General features: G+C 71.1%; 20 protein-coding genes and 3 pseudogenes. 7 read left to right on the forward strand and 16 right to left on the reverse strand.

Annotated elements, in window-relative coordinates; all coding sequences use genetic code 11:
• Nucleotides 1-123: 123 nt before the first annotated feature.
• The 3 genes from BBK82_RS43250 to BBK82_RS43260 all read left to right on the forward strand — a co-directional run bounded on the left by BBK82_RS43250 (nucleotide 124) and on the right by BBK82_RS43260 (nucleotide 2469).
• Entirely contained in the window at nucleotides 124-1311 is a 1188-nt protein-coding gene (locus BBK82_RS43250) for a sensor histidine kinase (protein WP_065920090.1), read from the forward strand.
• Nucleotides 1312-1989 carry a response regulator transcription factor gene (locus BBK82_RS43255; RefSeq protein ID WP_065920091.1) on the forward strand — a complete coding sequence of 226 codons (678 nt, stop codon included), beginning with the start codon at nucleotides 1312-1314 and terminating at the stop codon, nucleotides 1987-1989.
• Between the two features lie 84 nt (nucleotides 1990-2073).
• Complete coding sequence (locus tag BBK82_RS43260; protein ID WP_218920780.1) at nucleotides 2074-2469, forward strand: DUF6010 family protein; 396 nt, start codon at nucleotides 2074-2076, stop codon at nucleotides 2467-2469.
• A gap of 129 nt (nucleotides 2470-2598) precedes the next feature.
• Here the strand turns inward: BBK82_RS43260 and BBK82_RS43265 are convergent, their stop codons facing one another.
• The 3 genes from BBK82_RS43265 to BBK82_RS43275 all read right to left on the reverse strand — a co-directional run bounded on the left by BBK82_RS43265 (nucleotide 2599) and on the right by BBK82_RS43275 (nucleotide 5050).
• The gene (locus tag BBK82_RS43265; RefSeq protein WP_065920093.1) at nucleotides 2599-3501 is read right to left on the reverse strand and encodes a class I SAM-dependent methyltransferase; all 903 of its coding nucleotides are present in this window, start codon (nucleotides 3499-3501) and stop codon (nucleotides 2599-2601) included.
• 90 nt (nucleotides 3502-3591) lie between these two features.
• Complete coding sequence (locus BBK82_RS43270) at nucleotides 3592-4161, reverse strand: helix-turn-helix domain-containing protein (protein WP_179953739.1); 570 nt, start codon at nucleotides 4159-4161, stop codon at nucleotides 3592-3594.
• A gap of 34 nt (nucleotides 4162-4195) precedes the next feature.
• Entirely contained in the window at nucleotides 4196-5050 is an 855-nt protein-coding gene (locus tag BBK82_RS43275; protein ID WP_065920094.1) for an NYN domain-containing protein, read from the reverse strand.
• 472 nt (nucleotides 5051-5522) lie between these two features.
• On the opposite strand from BBK82_RS43275, the gene BBK82_RS43280 reads away from it, so the two are divergent.
• The 3 genes and pseudogenes from BBK82_RS43280 to sph all read left to right on the forward strand — a co-directional run bounded on the left by BBK82_RS43280 (nucleotide 5523) and on the right by sph (nucleotide 7992).
• Nucleotides 5523-6113, forward strand: a complete 591-nt coding sequence (locus BBK82_RS43280; protein WP_065921834.1) for a bifunctional 4-hydroxy-2-oxoglutarate aldolase/2-dehydro-3-deoxy-phosphogluconate aldolase — start codon at nucleotides 5523-5525, stop codon at nucleotides 6111-6113.
• 360 nt (nucleotides 6114-6473) lie between these two features.
• Nucleotides 6474-6903 (forward strand): annotated as a pseudogene (locus BBK82_RS56525) (FadR/GntR family transcriptional regulator).
• A gap of 99 nt (nucleotides 6904-7002) precedes the next feature.
• Nucleotides 7003-7992 carry a sphingomyelin phosphodiesterase gene (sph, locus tag BBK82_RS43290; protein ID WP_065920095.1) on the forward strand — a complete coding sequence of 330 codons (990 nt, stop codon included), beginning with the start codon at nucleotides 7003-7005 and terminating at the stop codon, nucleotides 7990-7992.
• A 46-nt stretch (nucleotides 7993-8038) separates the two neighbouring features.
• Here the strand turns inward: sph and BBK82_RS43295 are convergent, their stop codons facing one another.
• From BBK82_RS43295 to BBK82_RS43315, 5 genes and pseudogenes are all read right to left on the reverse strand, one after another.
• Nucleotides 8039-10519: a DUF6493 family protein gene (locus BBK82_RS43295; protein WP_065920096.1), complete on the reverse strand. Its 2481-nt coding sequence runs from the start codon at nucleotides 10517-10519 to the stop codon at nucleotides 8039-8041.
• A complete protein-coding gene (locus BBK82_RS43300; RefSeq protein WP_065920097.1) occupies nucleotides 10516-11796 on the reverse strand; it encodes a hypothetical protein in 1281 nt (426 codons plus the stop codon). The genes BBK82_RS43295 and BBK82_RS43300 overlap by 4 nt, the downstream gene beginning before the upstream one ends.
• Before the next feature lie 59 nt (nucleotides 11797-11855).
• Nucleotides 11856-13169 (reverse strand): diaminopimelate decarboxylase, encoded by a 1314-nt coding sequence (gene lysA / locus BBK82_RS43305; RefSeq protein WP_065920098.1) that lies wholly within the window; start codon nucleotides 13167-13169, stop codon nucleotides 11856-11858.
• A gap of 150 nt (nucleotides 13170-13319) precedes the next feature.
• A pseudogene (locus BBK82_RS43310) lies at nucleotides 13320-14352 on the reverse strand (aldo/keto reductase).
• Nucleotides 14353-14545: 193 nt separating this feature from the next.
• The gene (locus tag BBK82_RS43315) at nucleotides 14546-14935 is read right to left on the reverse strand and encodes a cupin domain-containing protein (RefSeq protein ID WP_065921835.1); all 390 of its coding nucleotides are present in this window, start codon (nucleotides 14933-14935) and stop codon (nucleotides 14546-14548) included.
• Nucleotides 14936-14988: 53 nt separating this feature from the next.
• Here BBK82_RS43315 and BBK82_RS43320 point away from each other — a divergent pair, with 53 nt between their 5' ends.
• Nucleotides 14989-15960 (forward strand): helix-turn-helix domain-containing protein, encoded by a 972-nt coding sequence (locus tag BBK82_RS43320; RefSeq protein WP_065920099.1) that lies wholly within the window; start codon nucleotides 14989-14991, stop codon nucleotides 15958-15960.
• Between the two features lie 203 nt (nucleotides 15961-16163).
• On the opposite strand, the gene BBK82_RS43325 is transcribed toward BBK82_RS43320, so the two are convergent.
• From BBK82_RS43325 to kdpF, 8 genes and pseudogenes are all read right to left on the reverse strand, one after another.
• Nucleotides 16164-17654 (reverse strand): amidohydrolase family protein, encoded by a 1491-nt coding sequence (locus BBK82_RS43325; RefSeq protein WP_065920100.1) that lies wholly within the window; start codon nucleotides 17652-17654, stop codon nucleotides 16164-16166.
• 67 nt (nucleotides 17655-17721) lie between these two features.
• Nucleotides 17722-17919 carry a hypothetical protein gene (locus BBK82_RS52525; protein ID WP_218920526.1) on the reverse strand — a complete coding sequence of 66 codons (198 nt, stop codon included), beginning with the start codon at nucleotides 17917-17919 and terminating at the stop codon, nucleotides 17722-17724.
• A gap of 54 nt (nucleotides 17920-17973) precedes the next feature.
• Nucleotides 17974-18668 (reverse strand): annotated as a pseudogene (locus tag BBK82_RS43330) (response regulator).
• Nucleotides 18665-21151 (reverse strand): sensor histidine kinase, encoded by a 2487-nt coding sequence (locus BBK82_RS43335; protein ID WP_065920101.1) that lies wholly within the window; start codon nucleotides 21149-21151, stop codon nucleotides 18665-18667. Before BBK82_RS43335 ends, BBK82_RS43330 begins: the two are co-directional and overlap by 4 nt.
• Nucleotides 21141-21683, reverse strand: a complete 543-nt coding sequence (locus tag BBK82_RS43340) for a potassium-transporting ATPase subunit C (RefSeq protein WP_065920102.1) — start codon at nucleotides 21681-21683, stop codon at nucleotides 21141-21143. The genes BBK82_RS43335 and BBK82_RS43340 overlap by 11 nt, the downstream gene beginning before the upstream one ends.
• Nucleotide 21684: 1 nt before the next feature.
• Complete coding sequence (gene kdpB, locus BBK82_RS43345) at nucleotides 21685-23634, reverse strand: potassium-transporting ATPase subunit KdpB (RefSeq protein ID WP_065920103.1); 1950 nt, start codon at nucleotides 23632-23634, stop codon at nucleotides 21685-21687.
• Complete coding sequence (gene kdpA / locus BBK82_RS43350; RefSeq protein ID WP_065920104.1) at nucleotides 23631-25253, reverse strand: potassium-transporting ATPase subunit KdpA; 1623 nt, start codon at nucleotides 25251-25253, stop codon at nucleotides 23631-23633. Before kdpA ends, kdpB begins: the two co-directional genes overlap by 4 nt.
• The gene (kdpF, locus tag BBK82_RS43355; protein WP_065920105.1) at nucleotides 25253-25351 is read right to left on the reverse strand and encodes a K(+)-transporting ATPase subunit F; all 99 of its coding nucleotides are present in this window, start codon (nucleotides 25349-25351) and stop codon (nucleotides 25253-25255) included. Before kdpF ends, kdpA begins: the two co-directional genes overlap by 1 nt.
• Between the last annotated feature and the right edge of the window lie 207 nt (nucleotides 25352-25558).

A 25558-nucleotide genomic window follows, 5' to 3' on the forward strand; every position in this document is an offset into this window, starting at 1 on the left:
CACATCGGTCCCACGGCTCGACCGCATTCGACCGGCGTCGGGTGCTCCGGTTCGACCTGGGTCGGGGGTCGACCTGGCCCTGGGGCTCATGCGCCCAGCTCGGACCTTCGCGACAATGACCGGGTGAGCACGGATTCAGCACCACGGTCAGCGAGGTGGTGGGGGCAGGCGTGGCGGCTGGTGGTGGCCGCGCTGCTCGGCATCCCCTTCTGGTTCTTCACCGCGGTGCTCGTCCCACCGGGATGCGCGGCCACCACGTGTTCCTGGCTGGTCACCGGCGATCCGCTGATCGCTCTCGCCTGCCTGGCGCTGCTGCTGTGGCGGCAACGGTTCCCGCTCGTCGTGGCCACCGTGGTCACGGTCGCCTCCAGCGCGTCGACGCTGGCCGCCGGCGCGGCGCTGCTGGCCCTGTGCTCTCTCTCCACCCGCCGCCGCCCGCTGGAGATCGGCGTGGTGGTTCTGGCCTTCGTGACCGCCTCGCAGGTGCTCGCAGGCATCTACCCGCTCGACGTCCCACCGGTCTCCGTGTGGCTCGAGCTCGTCTTGCCCTTGCTGTGCGCGGGGACCGCCGTGGCCATCGGCGTGGCCATCGGCGCCGGCCGGGTGGAAGCGCGCTCCCTGCTGGAGCGAGCCGAAAGCGCGGAACGGGAACAACACGCACGAGCCGCACAAGCCCGCGCCCAGGAGCGGAACCGGATCGCCCGCGAGATGCACGACGTGCTCGCACACCGGATCTCCCTGGTCGCCATGCAGGCCGGCGTGCTGGACCACCGCACCGGCCTCAGCGCCGAGGACACCCGCCTGCTGGTCCGCGGCATCGCCGACGGTTCCCAACTGGCGCTGGAAGAACTGCGGGACGTGCTCGGTGTCCTCCGCGGCGACCCGGACCGCCCGGAACCCCCACAGCCCTCACTCGACCGCCTGCCCGACCTGATCGCCGACTCCCGCGCCTCCGGCCTGGACGTCACGCTCACCGGCACCGTGGCCGGCGAACCACCCGATCTCATCGGGAGAACCTGCTACCGCATCGTCCAAGAAGGACTGACCAACGCCGCCAAACACGCCCCTGGAGCCGAAGTCCAGGTCACCCTGGAGGGAACGGCCGGCGACGAACTGCGCGTGAGCGTCCGCAACTCCCCCGCCACCACGACCAGCCCCCGGCCACCGTCCTCCGGCTTCGGACTGCCCGGACTCACCGAACGCGTCGCCCTCGCCGGCGGCACCCTGGACCACCACCCGGCGCCCGGCGGCGGCTACCTGCTCACCGCCCGACTACCCTGGCCCTGGCCCACCCGGACCGGGAGAGGCTGAGTGGACAGCGAGCACGAACCGACGCGACTGGTCATCGTCGACGACGACCAGCTGGTCCGGATGGCCCTGCGGCTGCTCCTCGACGGCGAGCCGGACCTGACCGTGGTCGCCGAGGCAGCCGACGGCGACGCCGCCCTCACCGTGGTCGAACAGCAACGCCCGGACGTGGTGCTGATGGACGTGCGCATGCCCGGCCGTGACGGCCTCAGTGCCACCAGGGAACTGCTCGCCCGCCCGTCACCTCCCAAGGTGCTCATGCTGACCACCTTCGACTCCGACGACCTGGTGCTCGCCGCCCTGGAAGCCGGCGCACTCGGCTTCGTCTTCAAGGACACCCCGCCGGCACGCATCGTCGACGCGGTCCGCACAGTCGCCGAAGGCAACCCCGTGCTGTCCCCGGCCGCCACCGCACGGGTCATCGCCGCCGCCACCGGCCCGCGCTCCTCCCGCCCCCGCCGGGAGAGTCGTGACGCCGCACGGGCGAAACTGTCCACTTTGACCGAACGCGAACTCGACACCGCCCGTGCCATCGCCGACGGCCTCAGCAACCCGGAGATCGCCGAACGGCTGCACATCAGCGTCGCGACGGTGAAAGCGCACACCAGCAGCCTCTTCGCCAAGCTGGCGGTCGAGAACCGGGTGCAGATCGCACTCGTGGTCCGCGACGCGGAGGACTGAGGCAGGCGGTGGCGACAATCCAGCGTTGTCTGGCAGGAAGTCCCATGGTGCCGCAGCGGGCGCCGGATTACGTTGACCGCCGTGATCCTCACCGTCGCCGCCCCGATCATCATCGGGATCTGCATCGTCTTGCTCTTGTCGCTCATCCCTGACGCGCACCGCCGCAAGTTCAGCGCGGTCTTCGTCGCAGGTGCAGGAGCGGCGTACCTGAGCGGCGGCGCGATGGGTGGCTGGGAGTTCGCTTTCACAGCGGTGGCAACGTACTGCGCTTTCCGCGGGCTGGAGTCCTGGACGTACATCGGCATCGCCTGGTTGCTGCACACTGCCTGGGACGTGGTGCACCACCTCAAAGGTGCGCCGATCATCCCGTTCGCGCACGACTCGAGCTTGGGATGCGCGATCTGCGACCCGGTGATCGCGATCTGGTGCTTCGCCGGCGGTCCATCACTCCTCCGCCGCCGCCACGAACCCGTTGTGTGAGCAGCAGCAGCTGTGGTCCGTTACGGCGTGGACAACGGCCATGCTGCTGCAGCACCTCGTCGATCTTGCCGTTGAGGCCGGCGATCTCGTCCCAACGGGCGACGCGCCAGGCTTCGTGGCTTATGGGGATTACGCCTTTCGTGCGGCCCAGACGGTGCGTTCGGAGCGCACGACGAGGTCGTCGCGGAGCAGGAGACCGGTGGGGCTGTCCGGGTCGAGGAGGTCGTCGAGGGCGGCGAGGTCCTCGGCGGAGAGGACGTCGACGACGGTGCCGCGCATGCGCTGCAGGCTGGTCAGGGCGTAGCGTCCGACCACTTCGGACTGTTTCACGTGGATGGTCACGGTGCGTTCGCCCTCGACCGTGAAGCCGGCGGCGGTGAGCTTCGGCCCCCAGTCGGCGCCGCGGTGCGGCATGAGCTCGGCGTGGCGGCTGTCGCTGGCGGCGTGGATGCGTTCTTCCAGTTCGGTGCCGAGGAAACGGGGGAAGCCGGCCAGCTCGACGACGGCGAACAGGCCGCCGGGCGCGAGGGTGTCGTGGACCTGCCGCAGGACGCGGTCCGGGTCGGCCATGTGGTGCATGGAGGCGGAGGCCCAGACGAGGTCCGGGGTGCCGAGATCGGGCCACTCCGTGTCGAGGTCGGCCTGGACGGTGCTCACGCGGTCGGCGAGGCCGAGCTCGCAGGCCTTGTCGCGGAGGCGGGTCAGGTGGTCGACGTCGGCGTCGGCGGCGGTCACGTGCGCCTCGGGGAACTGCTCCAGCAGGGCGAACGTGCCCGCGCCGGTGCCTGCGCCGAGGTCGACGATGCGGCGAGGCTGGTCGACGGGCAGCCAGGCGGTGATGGAGGCGGTGTGCTGGGCGACGACCTGCGCGTCGAGGTCGAGGATGTCGGCCATGCCGTGCCCATGGCCGTGCCCATGGCCGTGGCCGTGCCCATGGCCGTGGCCGTGCCCATGTCCGTGGCCGTGGCCGTGCTCCTGCCCGTGGCCATGTCCATGCCCGTGGTCGTGCTCAGCGCCGTGTTCGTGGTTCATGAGCCCAAGGTAGAACTTCCATGCGCCAGGTGCACGACACCTTGCCAAACACGCAAGGAGGTCGCCCTCAGCCCTGCCGCACGCGCAAGATCAGCCCGCCTTCTTGTCGTTGTGCCCCCGCCGCGCCTCCCGATCGAAGATCCCGATGACGTCGCACGGCCCACCCGCGGTGCCGATCGCGTGCGGCACCATCGTCGGGAACTCGGCCGCCTGGTTCGTCTCCACCCGGAACCGGCGGTTGCCGAGCAGCAGGATCGCGGTCCCGGACAGCACCACCAGCCACTCGTGACCCGAGTGCGCGCGCAACGCCGCCGGACTGTCGGGCGGCGGGGTGGTCATCCGCTGGCGGATCACGGTCATGCCGGGCTCCGCCCTGATCGGCCAGCGCATCTGGCCGTGCGCGCCGTCGATCATCGGGCTGAGGATCACGTCGTCGGTGTCGTTCTCCACGAGCTGGTCCAGCGACGTGTCCAGCGCCCGCGCGAGCGTGACGAGCTGGTCGAGGGCGAGGCGGCGCTGGCCGTTCTCGATGCGGCTGAGCGACGACGGACTCAGGCGCGCGCGACCCGCCAGCTCCTCCAGCGACCAGCCCTGCGCTACCCGCAACGCCCTGATCCGCTTCCTCACGAGGCTGTCCAGCTCACCGTCGTCTTGCGTCATGCGCACGATCGTATGCGCATACCGCAATCACGGCTCACGAAGGGAACTCGTCGAGCCTCACCAGCTGCGCCCGCGGGTACTTGCGGCCCGCCATCGGCACCGGCGACCCGGTGAACGACACCGGCGTGCCCGCCAGCAGCAACGTCAGCCCCTCCGGCAGGTCATCGCGCGACACGAACCACGACCCGCCCTTCGTGTCGGTGATGAACCCGTGCGCCTGCCCCGACTTCCAGGTCGCGATGGTCCCCCGACGACGCCCGCGCGGCGCCCCCACCGGTGACGCCACGGCCTCCGCCGACCGCACGAAAGCACGGCGCAGCGGGTAGTCCGGACGATCGGCAGGATCGAACAGGTGGTCGAACCCTGGCGTGAACGGCGTCGCGGCCCGCAACGGCGCCGCGGTGCGCGGCGTCCACGACGGCACGCCGTCCCCCGCCCGCACGTCGACCACCGGCACCACCACGTGCACACCCCGCGCGGTCAGCCTGGTCACCAGCGGCGCGAAGTCGGCATCGCCGGTGAGCAGCACGACCCAGTCGAGCGGCACCGCGGTCGCCCGGTCCCACGCCTCGAGCGCCAGGTGGACGTCGACACCCTTCTCCTTGCCCCCGTGCAACGGCAGGTCGTGCCGCGTGATCCCGGCAGCGGTCAGCACGGCGTCGAACGACGCCGCGGGGGTGTCGATCCGACCGCGCACGTAGTGGGCCTCCGCAACCACGCACTCGTCGAGCGGACGCCCGGTCTCGGCGTGGACGTACCAGCGCACGGCATCGTGCAACCCGTCCAGCGACACCCGCGCCGCCCGCCGGTGCGCGGTGGCGTAGAAGTCGCTGAGGTAGGCGAACCACGTGCCGTCGTAGAACACGCCGATGCGGACGATCTTCCCCACCGCACGGACCCTACCCGCTCGTCCGAGCGGCGCAGCTCCCACCAGCTCGTCACCCGGACAGGTGAACCTCGTCCTGACTCGGCGCTGCGGTCGTCTCACTCATGTCCGGATCACCCGACCTCGAACGCCCGTGAATGAGGAAACGCGGGCCCCACACCCCCGGTCACGGCCACGGTGCTCGGTCCGACTCCGCAGCACAACGCCGTCACCGGCCCACGACATCGCAGGCCAGACACCTAGGAAGGACGCTCGCAGGGCTCGGCCGTGGCACGCCCCAGACCAGGGGTGCGCGACGGGCCTGCCTGAGAATCCACATCGGACAGACTCAGCGTGCGCAAGCGCCGCAACCAGAGACAGCACCACCAACATCTCGGAGATGACCAACATGTCCCTGCCAACCAACATGGACGAAGCCTCAGGCCCACTTGAGGTGTTCGAAATACTTCAGAATTTTGCTAAGTAGGCTGTGGACGTGAGCTACCGCTACGAGATCACCCAGGCAGTCGTGCGGCAGGGCATCATCGCGATCATCCGCACCCCCGACACCGACTCCGCGCTGCAGGCCGCCGTCCCGTTGCTGGACGCGGGCCTCACGTCGCTGGAGCTCCCGCTGACCAACCCCGGCGCACTGGAAGCCATTCGCCAACTGCGCGCATCCCACCCGGACGCCACCATCGGCGCGGGTTCCGTGCTGGACGAGACGTCCGCGGTCGCCGCCGTCCGCGCCGGAGCCCAGTTCCTGGTGGCACCCAACCTCGACCCGGCCGTGATCCGCGCCGGTCACCGCTACGGCGCGGCCGTGCTGCCCGGCGCCGCGACCGTCACCGAGGTGATCCAGGCGATGGAGGCCGGAGCGGACGCCGTGAAGGTGTTCCCGGCGCCGACCCCGCAGTGGGTCAGGGACGTGCTCGCCGTGCTGCCGCACGCGCCACTCGTGCCGACCGGTGGTGTCGCGCCGGCCGATGTGCCCGCGTGGCTGGCGGCGGGTGCGGTGGCGTGCGGGGTCGGATCGGCCCTCGCCCGCACGCCGCTGGCCGAGATCCAGGCCCTGCTGAGGCCGTAGCAGCACGATGGCGGCGTCGTTCGACCGAGCCCAGTCGAACGGCAGTCCGACGTGGGTCAGGTGCGCACCCGAGCAGACCTCGCCGTTTCCGCCCAGATTGGACTCTGCGGCCAACCCGCGCGGCTTCAGCCGCGTCGACCGCCCTGGCGAGCGACCCACCGGGGCGTACACGGCCGAACCGTCGAGGCACTCGCCAACCGGATCCTGGCCGGTGAGATCGGCGAGGGCGACACCCTCGACCTCCCGGCCCTGCGCGAGGCTCTGAAGGTCCTCTCCGCCAAGGGCATGATCGCCGCGAGGCAGAAACGCGGCACCTTCGTCCACCCCCGCTCCTCCTGGAACCTCCTCGACACCGACGTCATGCGCTGGCAGACCCAGTCCCCCACCGACCCCGGCCTCTTCGCCGAGCTCACCGAGAGGCGCGTGATCGTCGAACCCGCCGCCGCCCGCCTGGCCGCCGAGCGCGCCATCCCCGAGGACGTCGAGGCCCTCTCGTCAGCCCTGGACCGCATGGCCGGCGCCCCCCGACCTGGCCGCGACCGCCAAGGCCGACCTCGACTTCCACCGCCTGCTGATATCGGCCGCGCACAACGCGTTCCTCACCGAGGTGAAGCGGATCATCGCGATCGGGCTGACTGAGCGGGACGAGCCGGTGCACGGGAGCGTGGCCGATGACCCGGTGCCGCCGCACCGGGCGGTGCTGGACGCGATCGTGGCGCGCGATCCGGAGACGGCTTACGAGGCCATGCGGACATTGGTGGACAAATCGGGCGCGGGCCAGCTGCACTAACGCGAGGACCGGGAAGCACCGACACTTGATCGATACGACACCATCGGGTCATGTGCCAGCGGTTGTGAATTTCATTCACGTCCACCAGCATCGGCCCTCATGCGCCTGTTCACGCTCGCCGCCGCCGTCGCGCTGACGATCTCAGCAGCACCCGTCGCCACAGCCACACCGGCCACCGCCGCGCCGACCACCGCCGCGCCGACCACCGCCGCATCGGCCACCGCCGCTCCGGCCGCAGCCCCGAAGATCGCCACCTACAACGTCTTCATGCTGTCGCGCAACCTCTACCCCAACTGGGGCCAGCTCGCCCGCGCCGACCTCATCGACAGCACCGGCGTGCTCAACGGCCAAGACGTGGTCGTCCTGCAGGAGGCGTTCGACAACGCCGCCTCCGATCGCCTGCTGGCCAACCTCCGCGACACCTACCCGCACCAGACCCCGGTCCTCGGCCGCGGCACGGCCGGTTGGGACGTGACGAGTGGCGCCTACCGCGACTCCACCCCCGAGGACGGCGGCGCGGCGGTCCTCAGCCGGTGGCCGATCACCACCAGGGTCCAGCACGTCTACCGCGACGCCTGTGGCGCGGACTGGTTCTCCAACAAGGGGTTCGCCTACGTGCGGATCGAGGCGCCGGCCGGACCGCTGCACGTGATCGGCACCCACATGCAGGCCGAGGACAGCAGCTGCACCACCTCCCCGGCGAGCTACCGCGCCCAGCAGCGGGCTGAGATCAAGGCGTTCCTGGCGGCCAGGGACATCCCCGCCACCGAACCCGTCTACGTCGCCGGCGACCTCAACGTAGTCAGGACGAGCACCGAGTTCACCAGCATGGTCGCCGAGCTCGGCGCGCGGACGCCGGCGATCACCGGGCACCCGTTCTCCTGGGACTGCGCGGACAACAGCATCTGCCGCGACCAGTACGGGCCCGAGTACGCCTCCGAGCACCTCGACTACGTGCTGACGATCCAGGGGCCGGCGCTCGTCAACGAGACCCGGCGGGTGAAGAGTCCGGAGTGGACGATCTGGTCGTGGGGGCGCAAGCACACCTACACCGACCTGTCCGACCACTACCCCGTGTTCGCCGGGTGAACGCTCTGATGTGGACAGAGGCGGTCACCGCCGCAGCTCAACGGAGTCACTGAAGCACAGCCGCCAGTCGCTTGGCCTGCACGACCGCCTTGCTCGTTCCCTTGCGCGCGGCCACCTCGGCGAGGCCGGGCACGGTGCCGCCGGGCGTGAGCTGCTGGGCCAGCTCCACCGCCAGCTCGACCAGGTCGGCGACCCGGTTGTGCGTCCAGAGCTGCGGCAACGCGGCCACGACCACGTCCCACACCGGACGGGCGGCGCGGAGCGGCGGCGTCGCGCAACGCCGGGACCACGCGGCCCAGCACGGCGTCGCCGCGGTCGAGCAGCGGCCGAGCAACGTGCCCAGCGCCGCGCCGTCGAGTTGCGAGCGCGACGCGAGGACCAGCAGCGCGTCCACGGCGTAGGCGCGGTTGACCGTCAGCTCGGCGCCGAGGCCGTACGCCAGCGCCAGGGTCAGGCCGGGGCCGACCGGGCCGTCCGCCTCGGCCAGCAACGGCAGCAGCGGGCCGTCGTCGCCCTTCGAGTCGAGGCGGTGGCGGAGGTGCGGCACCAACCAGGCCGCCACGACGTCGCGGTGCGCGGGCAGGGCGGCGGGCCAGCACTCGATCATCGGACCCCACTCGTCGTACCCGCGGTAGAGGTCCTCCGGCGCGGGCAGGCCGGGTTCGACGGTCGCGAGCAGCGCTGAGCACTCCCCCTCGTGGCTGGAGTACCGGCCGACGGTGTAAGTGCGTTCGACAGCGACCACGCTCGGGTCGACGCGGACCTCGAGCCACCGGCGCAGCTGTTGTCCCGGCCGGCCGGACAGCGAGGCGAACGCGTCCGGGCGCACGTCGCGCGGCAACCGGTGGAAGGCCTGCTTGAGGTCGCGCTGCCACGGCTCCCAGCCCTCCGCCTCGGCCTTCGCGAGCCGTTCCAGCAGCGTGTCCGCGTCGAGCAGGCCGGACATCCAGGTCGGCGTGGAGACCAGGGCGGGCCGCGGTGCGTGCTGCAGGCCCTCGGCGATCTCGTGCAACCGCAGCGCGAGCTGCTCGGAGATGCGGCCCGCCCGCGACCGCTTCAGCTGGGTCCGCCACTCCCGTGCGAACGCCACCGCGAGCCCCAGCGGACCGACCGGCCGCGGCAGGTCGCCCACCACGGAGATGATCTCCATCAGCTCCGTGCGCGGCTCCCGCTTGACGTAGTCCCTGTGGTAGATCGGCATGCTGCGCTGTGCGAGCCAAGGTTGCTTGGCGTACACCGGTTGCATCGCCCGTCCCAGAGCGATCCGGTCCTGCCAGCCGAACCGGACGACCGCCTCGACGATCCGTTCCGCGACCACGGCCTCGACGGGTCCGGCGTTGCGGCCGAACAACCCCAGCAGCTCGCGGGTCAGCTCGTCCAGCGTGGCGATCGGCTCCGGGAACGGCCGCGGCGCGAAGGCGGCCAGCTCGACGACGTCTTCCGCGACAGTCACACCGCCGAGCCGCGCGGCCAGGTCCGGTGGCAACTGCTCGGCCAGCGTCACGATCTCGGCACGGGTCGCGGGACTCACCTTCGCCAGGAGCTTCCCGACCAGCTTCACCGCCTGCCCGCGCAGGTCGTCGGACTCGTGCGCGAACAGCTCCGCGGTGGTCAGCGCGACCTCGTCCGGCCGGTTCCCGTGCTTGCCCAGCCAGGTGAGCTGCGTGCGCACCAGCTTCTTCTCCGAGCGCGCGAACACCCACCGGCTCGCCTCGCACAGCAGGTCGAAGTCGAGCTTTCCGGCCTCGTCCAACGACTTCAGCTGCTGCTGCGCCAGCGTGGCGACCGTCGAGCGCGAGTCCGGCAGCATCGCGACGTAGTCCCGCGCGTGCTCGGCCACCTCGTCCGGCGTCACCTGCAGAACCTCGTGCAGCGCGAGGAAACCCTCCATCTCCCGCGCCGATCCGCCCTGTTGCAACCGCGCGAGCACCCCGTCGAGGAGCACCGGACGAGGAGCCCTGTCGCGCAGGAACAGCCGCCACTGCCGGACGTTCGCGAAGATCACCCCGGCGCCGACGACCTCCAGCATCCGCGGGACCAGCGCGTCGAACTCCGGCCGCCACCGGGTGTGGCCGCCGAAGTCCAGGAAGTGCAACAGGAAACCGTCGGTGTCCGGTGGGGTGTCGCCGCAGAACTCCAAAATCACGCGCAGCAGGTCGCGGCGGGTCAGCTCCCGGGTCGGCATCCGCGCGAGCCGCGCGACCAGGTCCGGCAGCCAGGTCAGCTGCCGGTGCCGCAGCACGTCGAGCACCACCGCCGTGCCGTCGTGCGGGCTCGTGCGGTGGTGCCAGATGTGGTACCGCACCAACCACGGCGTGAGCGTGGACGCGTTCGGCAGCAGCCCCGCACCGGCCACCGCCAGCGTCTCCCGGTGGGTCCACCGGCTCTCCGACCGGTGCACCTTCTCGTAGGCCACCAGTTCCGGCGCCGTTTCCTTGCACTGTTGGGGCGTCAGCAGCTTCAGCGCCTCACCGAGCGCGAGCACCTGGTCCGACTCGATCAGCGAGCGGATCCGTCCGAACGTCACGCCTGTCCCCTCACGATGTCCGCCGCCAGCACGTGCTTGCACTTGCCGCGCCCACCCCGGTACTCCACCCACCACGTGCAGGTGCACGCCTCACCGTCCACCCGGTGGCCGCCGACCAGCGCCGTGGCACCGTCCCAGCTCACCGCGTCCTGCTCGGCCAGCGCGCGGGCGTTGCGCAGCCTGGGGTTCATCGCCTGCACGTCGGTGCCCTCGTACGGCAGCTCGCGGTGGAAGTACGCGGCCTCCGCGAGGTCGTAGCCCACCCGTCCGGCCGTTCCCAGCTGTGTCAACGCATCCCGGACCCGCACGACGGTGAGCCCGGACCGCTCGGCCAGGTCGGGCACGTCCACCCGCGGCTCGAAGTCCAGCAACGCCCCGACGAGCTCGGCGTCGGTGTCCGCGTCACCCGCCGCCAGCCCGTCGAGCACCGCGCCCTCACCGGACAGCCCGCGGTTCACCTCCGGCGACAGCACCAGTGTCAGCCGTTGCGCGCCGAGGTCGACCTCCCAGCCGCTCGCGACCGGCTTGCCGTCGGCGGGCGGTCCGTACAACCGGACCGCCTTCGCGAAGCGCAGCAACGGCATCAGCACCTCGAGCCGGTTCGGCCCCGCCAGGCACACGGCGTTCGCCGACGCGCTGCCGCTCAACCGCACCGACCGCCCGGCCGGCACCGCCCACACCGCGGCGCGTCCCTTCGGCACCGTCCTGAGGAACCGCTGCGCGTCCGCCGGCGTGAGCTCGGCCTTCAGGTCGAACCGCGAGGTCAGCACCTGCGTCTCGGCGAACCCGCGCAACCACCGCGGCGGCAGCGGCACCTTCTTCTCCACCACCGCGCCGTCGAGCGTGCCGAACTCGACCTGGTCCGGCCCGACGGTCAGGTGCAGCGGATCACCTTTGGTGACACGGGCCAACGCCCTGCGCAACGGCTCGTTGACGTCGACGTTCGTCGTCCCGCGGTCGTGCACCTCGCCGTCGAGCGCGTCCGACAGCACGTCCAGCCGCGCGTAGACCCCGCAGCAGCCGGAGAAGGACTCGAACCGCAACCGGTCGCCGTTGCAGGTGACGACCGGGTCACGCAGCCGTTCGGTGGTGGGCTGGAAGTACCGCGTGCCGGCGACCTTCGCGATGGCCAGCAACGCGGTCGCGGCCTGCTGCGAGTCGCCCAGGAACCCGGTGAAGAAGCGCGGGTTCGGCGCCCGGCCACCGGACGTCTGCAGCCCCAGGGCGCGGCGCGCCTCGTCGAGCCGCGAGTCGGCGACGTATGCGTACGAGTGCATCGCGCCACTCTAGGGAACACACGTTCGACCCTGCAGCGAAACGATCAACCTGAGGTGCGTCAGACGTACCTCCGCAGCAGGTCCTCCTCGGTCTCCCGCCGCACGACCAGCCGCGCGGTCCCGTCGTGCACCGCGACGACCGGCGGCCGCCCGACCTGGTTGTAGTTCGACGCCAACGCGTGGTGGTACGCGCCGGTCGCCGGCACCGCCAGCAGGTCACCGGCGTGCACGTCGGCGGGCAGCACCACGTCCGACGCCAGCACGTCACCGGCCTCGCAATGCCGTCCCACCACGGTCACGGGCGCCATCCGACCGCCCCGTCCGACCAGCCGCACCGCGTACTTCGCGCCGTACAACGCCGGCCGCGGGTTGTCGCTCATCCCACCGTCCACAGCGACGAACGTCCTCGTCGTGCCGCGCTTCACCGCGCAGACCCGGTACAACGTCACCCCGGCGTTCGCCACGACCGACCGCCCCGGCTCGACCAGCACCCGCGGCACCGGCACCCGGTGCACCGCGCACTCGTAGTTCAGCGCCACCCGCACCCGGTGGGCGAACCCGGCCAGGTCGAACGACGACTCGCCCGGCAGGTACGGCGCGCAGAACCCGCCACCCAGGTCCAGCTGCTCGATCCGCACACCGCAGCCGGCGATCAGCCCGACCATCCGCCGCACGGTCTCCTCGTACGCCGCCACGTGCCGCACCTGGGACCCGATGTGGCAGTGCAGCCCGACGAGCCGCAACGACGGCTGCTCCACCACCCGCAGCACCGCCTCCAGCGCCGCCCCGGACGCCAGTGAGAACCCGAACTTCTGGTCCTCGACCCCGGTCGCGATCGCCGCGTGCGTGTGGGCGTCCACCCCCGGCGTCACCCGGACCACGACCTGCTGCCCGTGCCGGGCGAGGGCTCCGAGCTGCGCGATCTCGTCGAACGAGTCGACCACGATCCGCGACACCCCGTAGGCCAGCGCGGCTTTGAGGTCCTCGCCGGTCTTCACGTTGCCGTGCATGACGATCCGCGCCGCCGGGAAGTCCGCTGCCCGCGCCAGCGCCAGTTCCCCGGCGCTCGACACGTCCAACGACAACCCCTCGGCGGCCATCCACCGGTAGACCTCGGGGCACGGCAACGACTTCCCGGCGAACACGACCTCGGCCTCGGGCAGAGCTTTCAGGAACTCCCGTGCCCGCGTGCGAACCGTCGTCTCGTCCAGCACCTGGCACGGCGTGCCGAACTGGGCGGCGAGCCGGGACGCCGGCACTCCACCGATGACGAGGTCCGAGCCGTCGAGACGTGTCCCGTCCGGCCAGAGGCCCTCTTCCAGCACCGGCTCGGTGGAGCATCCGATGCTGGGCAGCAACTCCGCGAGTGTCATGCCCCGATTGCACGCCGGTCACCAGCAGGTGTCAGGGCCTGCGACGAGACCCTGACACCCGGAGCCCAGGCCTTGACGCGATCCTGACGGGCGCGGTGGCCCGCACCACAGCCGCGTGATCGAACAGCTCCCCCACCGCAGACGCCGACCTCATGCGGCCGCCCGGTCGCCGGACGGACGTCGCCGCAGGGCCGGTTCCGCCAGCGCGGGCGGCACGTACGACACGTCCAGCGCGCCGAGGTCGGTTCCCGGCGGCACGACCTCGTCGATCCGGTCGAGCACGTCGTCGCCCAGCACGGTGTCCGCCCCGGCGAGCAGGTCGTCGAGCTGCGCCATCGTCCGCGGCCCGATGATCGCGGAGGTGACCGCCGGATGCGCGACGGCGAACGCCACCGCCATGTGCGTCAACGACATCCCCGCCTGCTCCGCCACGGGCAGCAGCCGTTCCACCGCGTCGAGCTTGCGCTCGTCGGTCATGTGCCGCCGCACCCAGTGCATGCGGGCGGCGTGGCCGTCCGACGGACGGCCCTTGCGGTACCGCCCGGTCAGCAGCCCCATCGCCAGCGGACTCCACACCAGCGTGCCCATCCCGTACCGCGCGCACACCGGCAGCACCTCGCGTTCGACACCCCGGTTGAGGATCGAGTACGGCGGCTGCTCGGTGCGGAACCGTTCCAGGCCGCGGCGTTCGGACACCCAGTGCGCCTCGACGATCTCCGGCGCCGGCATGCTGGAGCAGCCGATCGTGCGCACCTTCCCGGCCCTGACGAGATCGGTCAGCGCGGACAACGTCTCCTCGACGTCGGTGCGCGGGTCGGGGTGGTGCACCTGGTAGAGGTCGATGTAGTCGGTCTGCAGCCGCCGCAGCGAGTGCTCCACCTCCGCGATGATCCACCGCCGAGCTGCCGGACCTGTTGAGGCCCTTGCCCATCACGCCGTTCACCTTGGTCGCGAGCACCACGTCGGCACGGCGGCCCCGCAGCGCCTTGCCGACGATCTCCTCGGTCTCGCCGTAGGAGTACACGTCGGCGGTGTCGACGAAGTTGATCCCGGCGTCCAGCGCGCGGTGGACGATCCGCACGCACTCGTCGTGGTCCGGGTTGCCCACCTGACCGAACATCATGGTGCCCAGGCAGTACGGGCTGACCTCGATGCCGGTGCGTCCGAGCATGCGCGTCTTCATCAGGTTCCTCCTGGTGACAACGGCCTGGTGCCGCGTGCGGGCCCACTCTCGCGGGAGTACAGGACACGGTTCGTCCTGTATGTCGCAGGCCTCCTGCACACCGCGCGTGGACACGGCTCGCAGCGAACGGCAGCTCCCTCGTGCACGACGACACCGCCTGCGAAGCCGAGCTCCAGACCGAGCCCTGAGGGGGTCAGTCGAGCCGGCGTCCCGTGCTGGTGGCGATGTGCTCAGGCAGCTCGTCGTGGCGGTCGCCGGTGTTCGGCGTCCCGGTCGGCTCGAACATCAGGATGGACGCACCGTCGGCCGAGGACGGCTTGTGCTCGACCCCGCGCGGCACGACGAAGACCGCGCCACGGGGCAGCACGACCGAGCGTTCGCCCGATGCGTCGCGCAACGCGATCCGCAGCTCGCCGTCGAGGACGAGGAAGAACTCGTCGGTGGTGTCGTGGGCGTGCCAGGCGAACTCGCCCTCGACCTTGGCGATCCGGACGTCGTAGTCGTTGACCTGGGTGACGATGCGCGGGTCCCAGGGCCGGTCGATCGCGGCGAGGGCGGTGTGCAGGTTGATCGGTTCGGTCATGGTGTCCAGCCTCGCGCGTGCGGCACACACCGCGGAAGTGCTAGAAATCGCGCATGACGCGTGGATCCTCGCACCGGGTGGTGATGATCGTCGACGAGGGCTCCAACCCGTTCGAGATGGGCGTGGCCACGGAGCTGTTCGGGCTGCGGCGGCCGGAGCTGGACCGGCCGTGGTACGAGTTCACGCTGTGCGCGGCGACGCCGTCGGTGCGGATGCACGCCGGGATGTTCGCGCTGTCCGACGTCGCCCCGCTGGAGGTGGCGGAGACGGCGGACACGCTGATCGTGCCGAACCGGCCGGACCCGGAGGCCTTCGAATCCACCCCGGTGGTGGAGGCCATCCGCGGAGCGGCGGCGAACGGCAGCCGGCTGATGAGCTTCTGCACCGGTGCCTTCGCCCTGGCCGCCGCCGGTGTGCTCGACGGCCGCCCGGCGACCACGCACTGGCGGTGGGCGGAGCTGTTCGCGGCCCGCTTCCCGGCCGTGCACCTGCGGCCGGACGTGCTGTACGTCGACGACGGCGACGTGCTGACGGCCGCCGGCAGTGCCGCCGCGCTGGACCTCGGCCTGCACCTCATCCGCCGCGACCACGGCGCCGAGATCGCGAACGCCGTCAGCCGCCGGCTGGTGTTCGCCGCACACCGCGACGGCGGGCAGCGCCAGTTCGTCGAACGTCCGGTCGCGACGGTCCCGGACGCCTCACTCGCGCCGGTGCTCGCCTGGGCTCAGGGCAGGCTGGACACGCCCATCACGGTGGCCGACCTGGCCGACCGCGCGGCGATGAGCCCCGCGACCCTGCACCGCCGGTTCCAGGCCGAGCTGGGCACCACCCCGCTGGCGTGGCTCACCGACGAGCGCGTGACGCTGGCGTGCCGGTTGATAGAACGCGGCGAGCTGCGGCTGGACCGGGTCGCCGAGGCGAGCGGGCTCGGCACGCAGTCGAACCTGCGGGTGCAGCTGCGGCGGCGGACCGGGTTGACGCCCACCGCCTACCGCCGCCGGTTCGGGCCGGGAGCGGCGTCCTAGCAGACCGTTGCTTCTACCCCGAAGGCCAGAAGCGACGGTGCTAGTGCGTGTCCCGTGAGTCTCGTCCGCGATAGTCGCGGCCGAGGGCCCCGGAGGCGGCACCGCCGCAACACCCGAATACGCCCGGTATGAGGGCGCTGCGGCGGCACCGCCTCCGGGACTCTCGACCGTGACTCTCATCGAACGGACTCACGGGACACGCCCTAGTGCTCGCAGCACCCCATCGGCGTCACCGGCGCACCCACCGGTTCCCGGGCCGCCTCCTCGATCCCCGCCAGCACCCGCGCCCGATCCGCCGGACCGAGGTAGCGACCACGTGACACCACGGCGTGGATCCGCGCGGTGTTCCTGATGTCCGCCAACGGGTCCGCGTCCAGCACCACCAGGTCCGCCTGCTTGCCCGGCGTCACCGTGCCCGACTCGTGCGCCCGGCCGGCACACCGCGCCGCCTCGCTCGTCGCTGCTCGCAACGCCGCCATCGGCGACAACCCGGCCCGCACCAGCAGCGCCAGCTCGTCGTGCAGCGAGAAGCCCGGGAACACGTAGGCGAACCCGGCGTCCGTGCCCGCCACCACGCCGACGCCGGCCGCGTGCATCTCGCCGAGCAACCGCAGCCGCGCGTCGCCGAACCGCACGCCCTCGGCGACGTCCTCGGGTGTGCGCACCGGGCGGCCGGACATGATCGTGGCCCACTGCTCGCGCAGCTCGACCGGGATGTACCGCAGGCGTTCCAGCGCCACCGGGTCGTTGACGATCATCTCCGGCGACCGGGACATGTTGCGTTCGACGAACAACGTCGGCGACTGCCACGCCCCGCGCGCGACCATCGACGCGAACAACGCCGAAGCCCTTGCAGGCGAGTGGGTGGCGACGGCGGCCCGTTCCAAGCGGCCCGCCTGCCGGCCCCACCAGTTCGGGTCGGCCGGGTCGTCCGGCAGCGAGCGCAACCGCGCGTACAACGCCTCCGCGTCGTCCGAAGTGGACGAGAACAGGTTGTACATGTGTTCGTGCGTGTGCTGTTCCAACGCGTCCTGCACCGGTACCCGCGCGGGAACGTGCCCGGCGAACGGGATCCGCAACCGGCGGCACTCCGCAGCGATCGCCTCGTACGACGAAGGCGACAGGAACGAGTACACCTTCACGAAGTCAGCGCCAGCGGCGTGCGCGCGCCGCACCGCGGCACGGGCTTCCTCCGGTGTGCGCACGATGTCCGTGCCCGGCCAGATAGAGCCGGGACCGTCGACGATCGTGCTGCCGATGACCATCCGCGGTCCCAGCAGCTCACCGGTCTCGATCTGGCGACGCACGTCGTGCGTCTCGGGCATGCCCATCATCTCGCGGATGCCGGTCACGCCGTGCACGACGTGCAACGCCGGCAGCGTCGTCGCGAAGAACGACGCGTGCGTGTGCAGGTCCCACAACCCCGGGATCACGTACTTCCCGGCGACGTCGACCACCCGGACGCCGCGCGGCAGGTTCCGGCGCCGCCCGGCGGCCAGGATCCGGTCACCGGCCAGCACCACCGTCGCGTCGCGCACCGGCGGCCGGCCCGTTCCGTCGACCAGCGTCGCCCCGACCAGCGCGGTCAGCCCGCCCGCCGCGAACGCCGGCTCACCGGCGATGCCCAGCGCGGCCGCCCCGAGTGCACCCTTGCCCAGCCAGGACAACACGTCCCGGCGCGCCACAGCTCCCACTGCCCCACCTCCCCCGAAGTACCTCCGACAGTAGCGCGCCGGGAGAGGTGGAGCAGTAGGGCCAGCCCTACGGCCGGGTCCAGACCGCCACGTGGTCGACGGGCATCTGCCTGCCCGGCGTGGTCTGCGGGGTCGGTGTCGTGCGGCCGGCCACGCCGTTCGGGAACGCGCCGCCCACGTGTGGAACGCCGACTGGCACGGCGAACCGGGACACGCACGCGACGCGCCGAGGCCGTTCGTCTCGTTGCCGGGGCCGCCGTGCCACGATGATGACCTCTCTGTCACGAACGCACGGCAGCGGACCTCCATGGAAGCGCTCTCACGGTCGCTCGTCAGCTCGGAGCTCCAGCCGGTACCCCATCCCGGGCTCGGTGATCAGGTGCTTCGGGTGCGCGGGGTCGTCCTCCAGCTTGCGCCTCAGCTGGGCGAAGTAGACGCGCAGGTACTGCGACTCGTTGAGGTGCATCGGCCCCCACACCTCCTGCAGCAGCTGCTTCTGCGACACGAGCCGGCCGGGGTTGCGGGCCAGGACCTCGACCAGGCCCCACTCGGTCGGCGTCAGGTGCACCTCCCGGTCGTCGCGCCGCACCTTCTTCACCGCCAGGTCGACGGTGAACGACGCCGTCTCGACCACCGGGTCGCCCGCGTCGCGCGCCAGCCCGCGCCGCACCGCCGCCCGCAGCCTGGCCAGCAGCTCGTCCATTCCGAACGGCTTGGTCACGTAGTCGTCGGCGCCGCGTCCAGCGCCTCGACCTTCGCGGCCGAGTCGGTGCGGGCGGACAGCACGATGATCGGGATCGACGACCAGCCGCGCAGGCCCGCGATCACGTCCACGCCGTCGATGTCGGGCAGGCCCAGGTCCAGCACGACCACGTCCGGCTTGTCCTCCACGGCCACGCCGAGCGCGGACTTGCCGTCGTAGGCCGTCATCACGTCGTAGCCCCGCGCGCTGAGGTTGATCCTCAACGCGCGCACGATCTGCGGTTCGTCGTCGACCACCAGAACAGACGTCATCGTGCAGTCTCCTCGTAGGCGGGCAACGAGATCACGATGGTGAGCCCGCCACCCGGTGTGTCCTCCGCGCTGATCTCACCGCCCATGGCGGCGGTGAAGCCCTTCGCGACGCTCAGCCCCAGCCCGACGCCGGGTGTGGCGTCGCGGTCACCGAGGCGTTGGAACGGCGCGAACACCTTGTGCCCGGTGTTCTTCGGCAGTCCGGGCCCGTGGTCCACGACCCGCAGCTCGACCGACGAGCCGTGGCGGCTGCCGCGGACAGCCACTGGCGATGGGCTGCCGTGCCGCAGGGCGTTGTCGACCACGTTGACCACCACGCGTTCCAGCAGCCCCAGGTCGGCGAGCACCGGCGGCAGGTCCTCCGCCACCTCGACCGACACCTCGCCGCCGATGCCGGCGAGCGCCCTGGCCACGACCTCGTAGTAGCCGACCGGCCGCAGCACCGGCTCCACCGAACCGGTCGCGAGCCTCGACGAGTCCAGCAGGTTGTCCACCAGGCCGGTCAACCGGTCGGCGGACTCCTCCACGGTCTCCATCAGCTCAGTCGTGTCCTCTTCGGACAGTCGCAGCGAGGTGTCGCGCAGGCTGCCGATCGCCGCCTTGATGGACGTCAGCGGCGTGCGCAGGTCGTGCCCGACCGCCGACAGCAGTGCCGTGCGCAACTCCGACGTCTCCGCTTTCCGTTGCGCCACCAGCGCATCAGCGGCCATCCGTTGCTGGCGCAGCGCCACGAACGTCTGCCCGGCCGCCGCCTCCAGCACCCGCTGGTCACTCGCGGGCAGCACCCGCCCGCTGAGCCGCAGCCGCACGTCGCCGGTGATCGTCACGTCGGTCACGGGACCGGAGTCCCGCCCGGCGCGGTCGACGCAGGTCCACTGCCCGTCCGCGCGCTCCACCAGCGCGACCGACTCCAGGCCGAAGTTCACCCGGATCTTCTCCAGCAGCCGGGCCAGCGGGAACGGCGCGGTCAGCACCGTCCGCGAGTACGACGCCAGCAGCGCCGCCTCGGTCCGCGCCCGCGCACCCTGCTCCCCCAGCCGGGCCGCCCGGTCGACCGTCAGCGCCACGACCGTCGCGACGATCACCATGGCGACCAACGTGATCACGTTCTCCGGCGTCCGCACCGCCAAGCTGTAGTAGGGCTCGGTGAAGAAGTAGTTCAGCAACCCGGCGCCGAGCACCGCGCACGCCAACGCCGGCCCCAGTCCGCCCGCGATCGCCACCACGCAGGTGACCAGCAGGAACGCCACCAGGTCGGTCGAGAAGTCCAGCTCGGCACGCCACAGCATGCCCAGCGCGGTGACCACGGCGGGCAGCACCAGGGCCAGTGCCCAGCCGAACAGCCTGCGCCGCGACGACAACGGGTCCGCGCCGGACTTCCACCGCAACCCGCGCCGTGCCTCGTCGTGCGTGACCATGTGCACGTCGATCGCGCCGGACTCCTGCACGACGGCCGCGCCGATGCCCTCGTCGAACGCCCGCGCCACCCGCGAGCGCCGCGAGGTCCCCAGCACCAGCTGGGTGGCGTTGACGCCGCGGGCGAACTCCAGCAACGCCGTCGGCACGTCGTCGCCCACCACCGAGTGGAACGTCGCGCCGACGTCCTCGGTGGTCTTGCGCGAGCGGGCGACGTGCTCCGGCGTCACGCCGGTCAGCCCGTCACCGCGCAGCACGTGCACGACCAACAGCTCGGCACCCGCCCGCACGGCGATCCGGCGGGCCCGGCGGATCAGCGTCTCGCTCTCCGGGCCGCCGGTGATCGCGACGACCACGCGTTCCCTGGTCTCCCAGGTGTCGGTGATGTCCTTCTCGCTGCGGTAGCGCTGCAACGCCACGTCGACCTGGTCGGCCACCCACAGCAGCGCCAGCTCGCGCAACGCGGTGAGGTTGCCGAGCCGGAAGTAGTTGCCCAGCGCGGCGTCGATGCGGTGTGCCGGGTAGACGTTGCCGTGCGCGAGCCGCCGCCGCAACGCCTCCGGTGTGATGTCCACGAGCTCGACCTGCTCGGCGCAGCGGACCACCTCGTCCGGCACGGTCTCCCGCTGCCGCACACCGGTGATCCGCTCGACGACGTCGTTCAACGACTCCAGGTGCTGCACGTTGACCGTGGACAGGACGTCGATGCCCGCGTCGAGCAGCTCTTCGACGTCCTGCCAGCGCTTCTCGTTGCGCGAACCGGGTGCGTTGGTGTGGGCGAGCTCGTCGACTACGGCCACTTCCGGCTTGCGCGCGAGGACCGCGTCGACGTCCATCTCCTCGACGTCCAGGCCGCGGTGCCGCAACCGCTTGCGCGGCACCGCTTCCAGCCCGTCGAGCAGTGCGGTGGTCTTCTCCCGGCCGTGGGTCTCGACGAGTCCCACGGCCACCACGGTGCCCCGCTCCCGGCGCCGGTGTGCCTCGCCGAGCATGGCGAAGGTCTTGCCGACACCGGGAGCGGCGCCGAGGTAGATCCTCAGCTCACCCCGGCGACGGTCAACGCCCATTGTCCTGGGTGACGGCGTCGATGGCGCGGTTGAGCGCCGTCACGTTGACCGTGGTGGTGAAGGTGCCTCCGGTGCTGGTCGCCACCAGCTCCCGGACCTCCTCCTCGGACAGCCGGGACGCACGCGCCACACGGGGCACCTGCAGCGCCGCGTACTCCGGGCTGATGTGCGGGTCGAGGCCGGACGCCGACGCGGTGACCGCGTCCTGCGGCACCTGGTCCTCGGACACGCCTTCCCGCTGCGCCACGGCTTTGCGGCGCTCGTCGACGACCTTCGTGTAGTCCTCGTTCAGCTCGCCCTTGTTGGAGCCACCGGAGGCGGGCAGCGTCGCCGCCGACGGCCGCGGCTGGAAGTACCGGTCGCCCTCACGCGCGACGGCGACCAGCGTGGTGCCGGTGGCCTCGGCGTTGGCGTGCAGGCCGGGAACGCGCGAGACGCCCCAGACCGCCAGCGGGTAGAGCACGCCGAGGAGCACGGTCAGCGCGAGCAGGACCCGCAGACCCGCCCACGACTGCTTGAGGAAGTTGGTCATGTCAGCCGATCCCGGGGATGAGTCGCACGAGCAGGTCGATCAGCCAGATCCCGGCGAACGGCGTGACGACACCGCCGAGGCCGTAGATCAGCAGGTTGCGCCGCAACAGCGCGCCGGCACTGGCCGGCCGGTACTTCACACCCCTGAGCGCCAACGGGATCAGCGCCACGATCACGACCGCGTTGAAGATCACCGCGGACAGGATCGCCGACTGCGGCGTGGCCAGGTGCATGATGTTCAGCTGGTCGAGCGCCGGGTAGATCGCCGCGAACATGGCCGGCAGGATCGCGAAGTACTTCGCCAGGTCGTTCGCGACGGAGAACGTCGTCAGCGCACCACGCGTGATCAGCAGCTGCTTGCCGATCTCCACGATCTCGATGAGCTTGGTCGGGTCGGAGTCGAGGTCGACCATGTTGCCGGCCTCCTTCGCGGCCGACGTGCCGGTGTTCATCGCGACCCCGACGTCGGCCTGGGCGAGCGCCGGTGCGTCGTTGGTGCCGTCACCGGTCATCGCGACCAGCCGGCCGCCCTCCTGTTCCTGGCGGATCAGGGCCATCTTGTCCTCGGGCTTGGCCTCGGCGAGGAAGTCGTCGACACCGGCTTCCTCGGCGATGGCCTTGGCGGTCAACGGGTTGTCGCCGGTGACCATGACCGTGCGGATGCCCATCGCGCGCAGCTCGGCGAAGCGTTCCTTCATACCCGGCTTCACGACGTCGGAGAGCCGGATGATGCCGAGCACGCGACCGTTCTCCGCGACGACCAGCGGTGTGCCGCCCTGCGCGCTGATCTCGTCCACGATCTCGCGGGCCGTGTCGGTCAGCTCGAACGCGGACGCCGCCCCCTTGCGGATGCTGCGGTCGCCGAGGTCGATGCCGCTGACCCTCGTCTGCGCGGTGAACGGCACGAACTCGCCGGTCTTCTCGTAGTCGCTCGCGGGCTCGCCGCCCGCCAGTTCCAGGACGCTGCGGCCTTCCGGGGTGTCGTCAGCGAGGCTCGCGAGCCGTGCCGCGGCCACCAGCTCCTCTCCGGACGTCGGGCCGACCGGGATGAGCTCCGTCGCGCGCCGGTTGCCCCAGGTGATCGTGCCGGTCTTGTCGAGCAGCAGTGTGTCGATGTCACCGGCGGCCTCGACGGCCTTGCCCGAGGTGGCCAGCACGTTGCGCTGCACCAGCCGGTCCATGCCCGCGATGCCGATCGCGGACAGCAGCGCGCCGATCGTCGTCGGGATCAGGCAGACCAGCAACGCGGTCAGCACGACCACCGACTGCTCGCCGCCGGAGTAGATCGCGAACGGCTGCAGCGCCACGACCGCGAGCAGGAAGATGATCGTCAGCGTGGACAGCAGGATCGTCAGCGCGATCTCGTTCGGCGTCTTCTGCCGCTCCGCGCCTTCGACGAGCGCGATCATCCGGTCCACGAAGGACTCGCCCGGCTTGGTGGTGATCCGCACGACGATCCGGTCCGACAGCACGGTAGTGCCGCCCGTGACCGAGCAGCGGTCACCGCCGGACTCGCGGATGACGGGCGCGGACTCGCCGGTGATCGCCGACTCGTCCACCGTCGCGATGCCCTCGACCACGTCACCGTCACCGGGGATCACCTCACCGGCCTCGACGACGACCAGGTCACCGACCTTGAGCTCGGTACCGGGCACGACATCGCCGTTGACGAGCCGCGCGACGGCGTCCTGCTTGGTCTTCCTGAGCGAGTCCGCCTGCGCCTTGCCACGTCCTTCGGCGACGGCCTCCGCGAGGTTCGCGAACAGCACCGTGAACCACAGCCACGCCGCGACGGCGAGGGTGAACACGCTCGGCTCGGCCACCGCGAACACGGTGACCAGCACCGACCCCACCCACACGACGAACATGACCGGGCTGCGCAGCTGGTGGCGCGGGTGGAGCTTCTTCAACGCCTCGGGCAGCGCGGCCGCGAGACCGGGTTTGGTGGTCACAGCAGTGCCTCCGCGATGGGACCGAGAGCGAGAGCGGGAACGAAGGTCAGCGCGGCGACCAGCACGATCGCGCCGGCGAGCAGTGACGCGAACAGCGGCCCGGTGGTGGGCAGCGTGCCCGCGGTGACCGGCACCTTCCGCTGTGCTGCCAGCGATCCGGCCAGCGCGAGCACCGCGACGATCGGGATGAACCGGCCGAAGAGCATGCAGAGCCCCAGCGACGACTGGAACCAGTCGTTGGTGACCGTGATGCCGCCGAACGCCGACCCGTTGTTGTTGGACGCCGACGCGTAGGCGTAGAGGATCTCGGACAGGCCGTGCTCGCCGGGGTTGTTGAGGGCGGCCTGAGTGCTGGGCAGCACCGCGGCGATCCCGGCGCCGAGCAACAGCACCGTCGGCATCGCGAGGATCGACACGGCCGCGGCCGTGACCTCCTTCCTGCCGAGCTTCTTGCCCAGGTACTCGGGCGTGCGGCCGACCATCAGCCCGGCGAGGAACATCGCGATGACCGCCATCACCAGGATGCTGTAGAGCCCGGTGCCGACCCCGCCCGGCGTCATCTCGCCGAACAGCATGTTCAGCAACGTGCCACCGCCACCGAGCCCGGTGTAGCTGTCGTGCAACGAGTTCACCGCACCGGTCGACGTGCCCGTGGTGGCGTCGGCGAAGATCGCGCTACCGGGAACGCCGAACCGCAGCTCCTTGCCTTCCCACGGCCTGACGCCGTTCGCCTCGGCGCCCCAGATCACCGCGAGCATCGCGGTCCAGATGCCGCCCATGACGCCGAGCAGCACGTACCCCTGCTTGCGGTTGCCGACGAGCTGGCCGAACGTGCGGGTCAACGCCACCGGGACCACCAGGATCAGGAAGATCTCGATGAGGTTCGACCACTCGTTCGGGTTCTCGAACGGGTGCGCCGAGTTGGCGTTGAGGATGCCGCCGCCGTTGGTGCCGAGCTCCTTGATGGCCTCTTGGGAGGCGACGGGCGCGTTGGCGACGAGCTGGCCGTCAACGTCCACACCGGACTTCAGGCTCATGGTGACGCCGAACGCGATCAGCACGACCGCGAACAGGAACGAGATCGGCAGCAGGATGCGGATCGTGCCTCGGACGAGGTCGACCCAGAAGTTGCCGAGCCGGTCGGTCTGGCTGCGGGTGAACCCGCGGACCAGCGCGACGGCGACCGCGAGCCCGACCGCGGCGGACACGAAGTTCTGCACGGTCAGCCCGATCATCTGGACCGTGTGGCCCATGACCGCTTCCGGCACGTACGACTGCCAGTTCGTGTTGGCCACGAAGCTGATGGCGGTGTTGAACGCCATGCCGGGCCCGACGTTGCCGCGGTCGAAGTTGAACGGCAGCAAGGACTGCACGCGTTGGATGACGTACAAGAACACGATGCCGACGAACGAGAAGCCCAGCACGCCGTACGCGTAGGTGCTCCACTTCTGCTCGGCGTCCGGGTCGATCCTGGCGAACCGGTAGACCGCTGACTCGACCCTGGAATGGCTCCGGCGCTGGAACACGCGGGCCATGTGGTCGCCGAGGGGCCGGTACACGACCGCCAGGGCCGCGAACAGGATGCCGACCTGGGCCAGGCCGGCCACGAGAGGTGACATCAGAACTTCTCCGGCCGGACGAGGGCGACGAACAGGTAGACGATCAGGGCGAGCGCGAGCACGCCCGCCACGGCGTTCGCGACGAGTCCCGTGCTCACAACTTCTCCAGTCCGCGCACCGTCAGCCCGAGGACGACGAAACTCCCGATCAGCAGCAACGCGTAGGCCAGGTCGGCCATGACGCCGCTCCCTTCAACGACAAGGTTTCTTTCGATGACGAGCGGAAGCGTGCATGAGGAAATCGCTGTTCAGCGGGGTGCTGACAGCGTCCTTACGGCGTGGGTGGCGGCCTTTACGCGTTCTTGA

It is taken from the genome of Lentzea guizhouensis, from assembly GCF_001701025.1.
In the GTDB taxonomy this organism is placed as follows: domain Bacteria; phylum Actinomycetota; class Actinomycetes; order Mycobacteriales; family Pseudonocardiaceae; genus Lentzea; species Lentzea guizhouensis.

Coding starts and splice junctions, on each gene's coding strand:
- BBK82_RS43265 (WP_065920093.1), bottom strand. CDS start 3,501: ATGAACCACGAACACGGCGCTGAGCACGACCACGGGCATGGACATGGC.
- kdpA (WP_065920104.1), bottom strand. CDS start 25,253: ATGTCACCTCTCGTGGCCGGCCTGGCCCAGGTCGGCATCCTGTTCGCG.
- BBK82_RS43340 (WP_065920102.1), bottom strand. CDS start 21,683: ATGACCAACTTCCTCAAGCAGTCGTGGGCGGGTCTGCGGGTCCTGCTC.
- BBK82_RS43315 (WP_065921835.1), bottom strand. CDS start 14,935: ATGACCGAACCGATCAACCTGCACACCGCCCTCGCCGCGATCGACCGG.
- BBK82_RS43300 (WP_065920097.1), bottom strand. CDS start 11,796: ATGCACTCGTACGCATACGTCGCCGACTCGCGGCTCGACGAGGCGCGC.
- BBK82_RS43270 (WP_179953739.1), bottom strand. CDS start 4,161: ATGACGCAAGACGACGGTGAGCTGGACAGCCTCGTGAGGAAGCGGATC.
- sph (WP_065920095.1), top strand. CDS start 7,003: ATGCGCCTGTTCACGCTCGCCGCCGCCGTCGCGCTGACGATCTCAGCA.
- BBK82_RS43335 (WP_065920101.1), bottom strand. CDS start 21,151: ATGGGCGTTGACCGTCGCCGGGGTGAGCTGAGGATCTACCTCGGCGCC.
- lysA (WP_065920098.1), bottom strand. CDS start 13,169: ATGACACTCGCGGAGTTGCTGCCCAGCATCGGATGCTCCACCGAGCCG.
- BBK82_RS43320 (WP_065920099.1), top strand. CDS start 14,989: ATGACGCGTGGATCCTCGCACCGGGTGGTGATGATCGTCGACGAGGGC.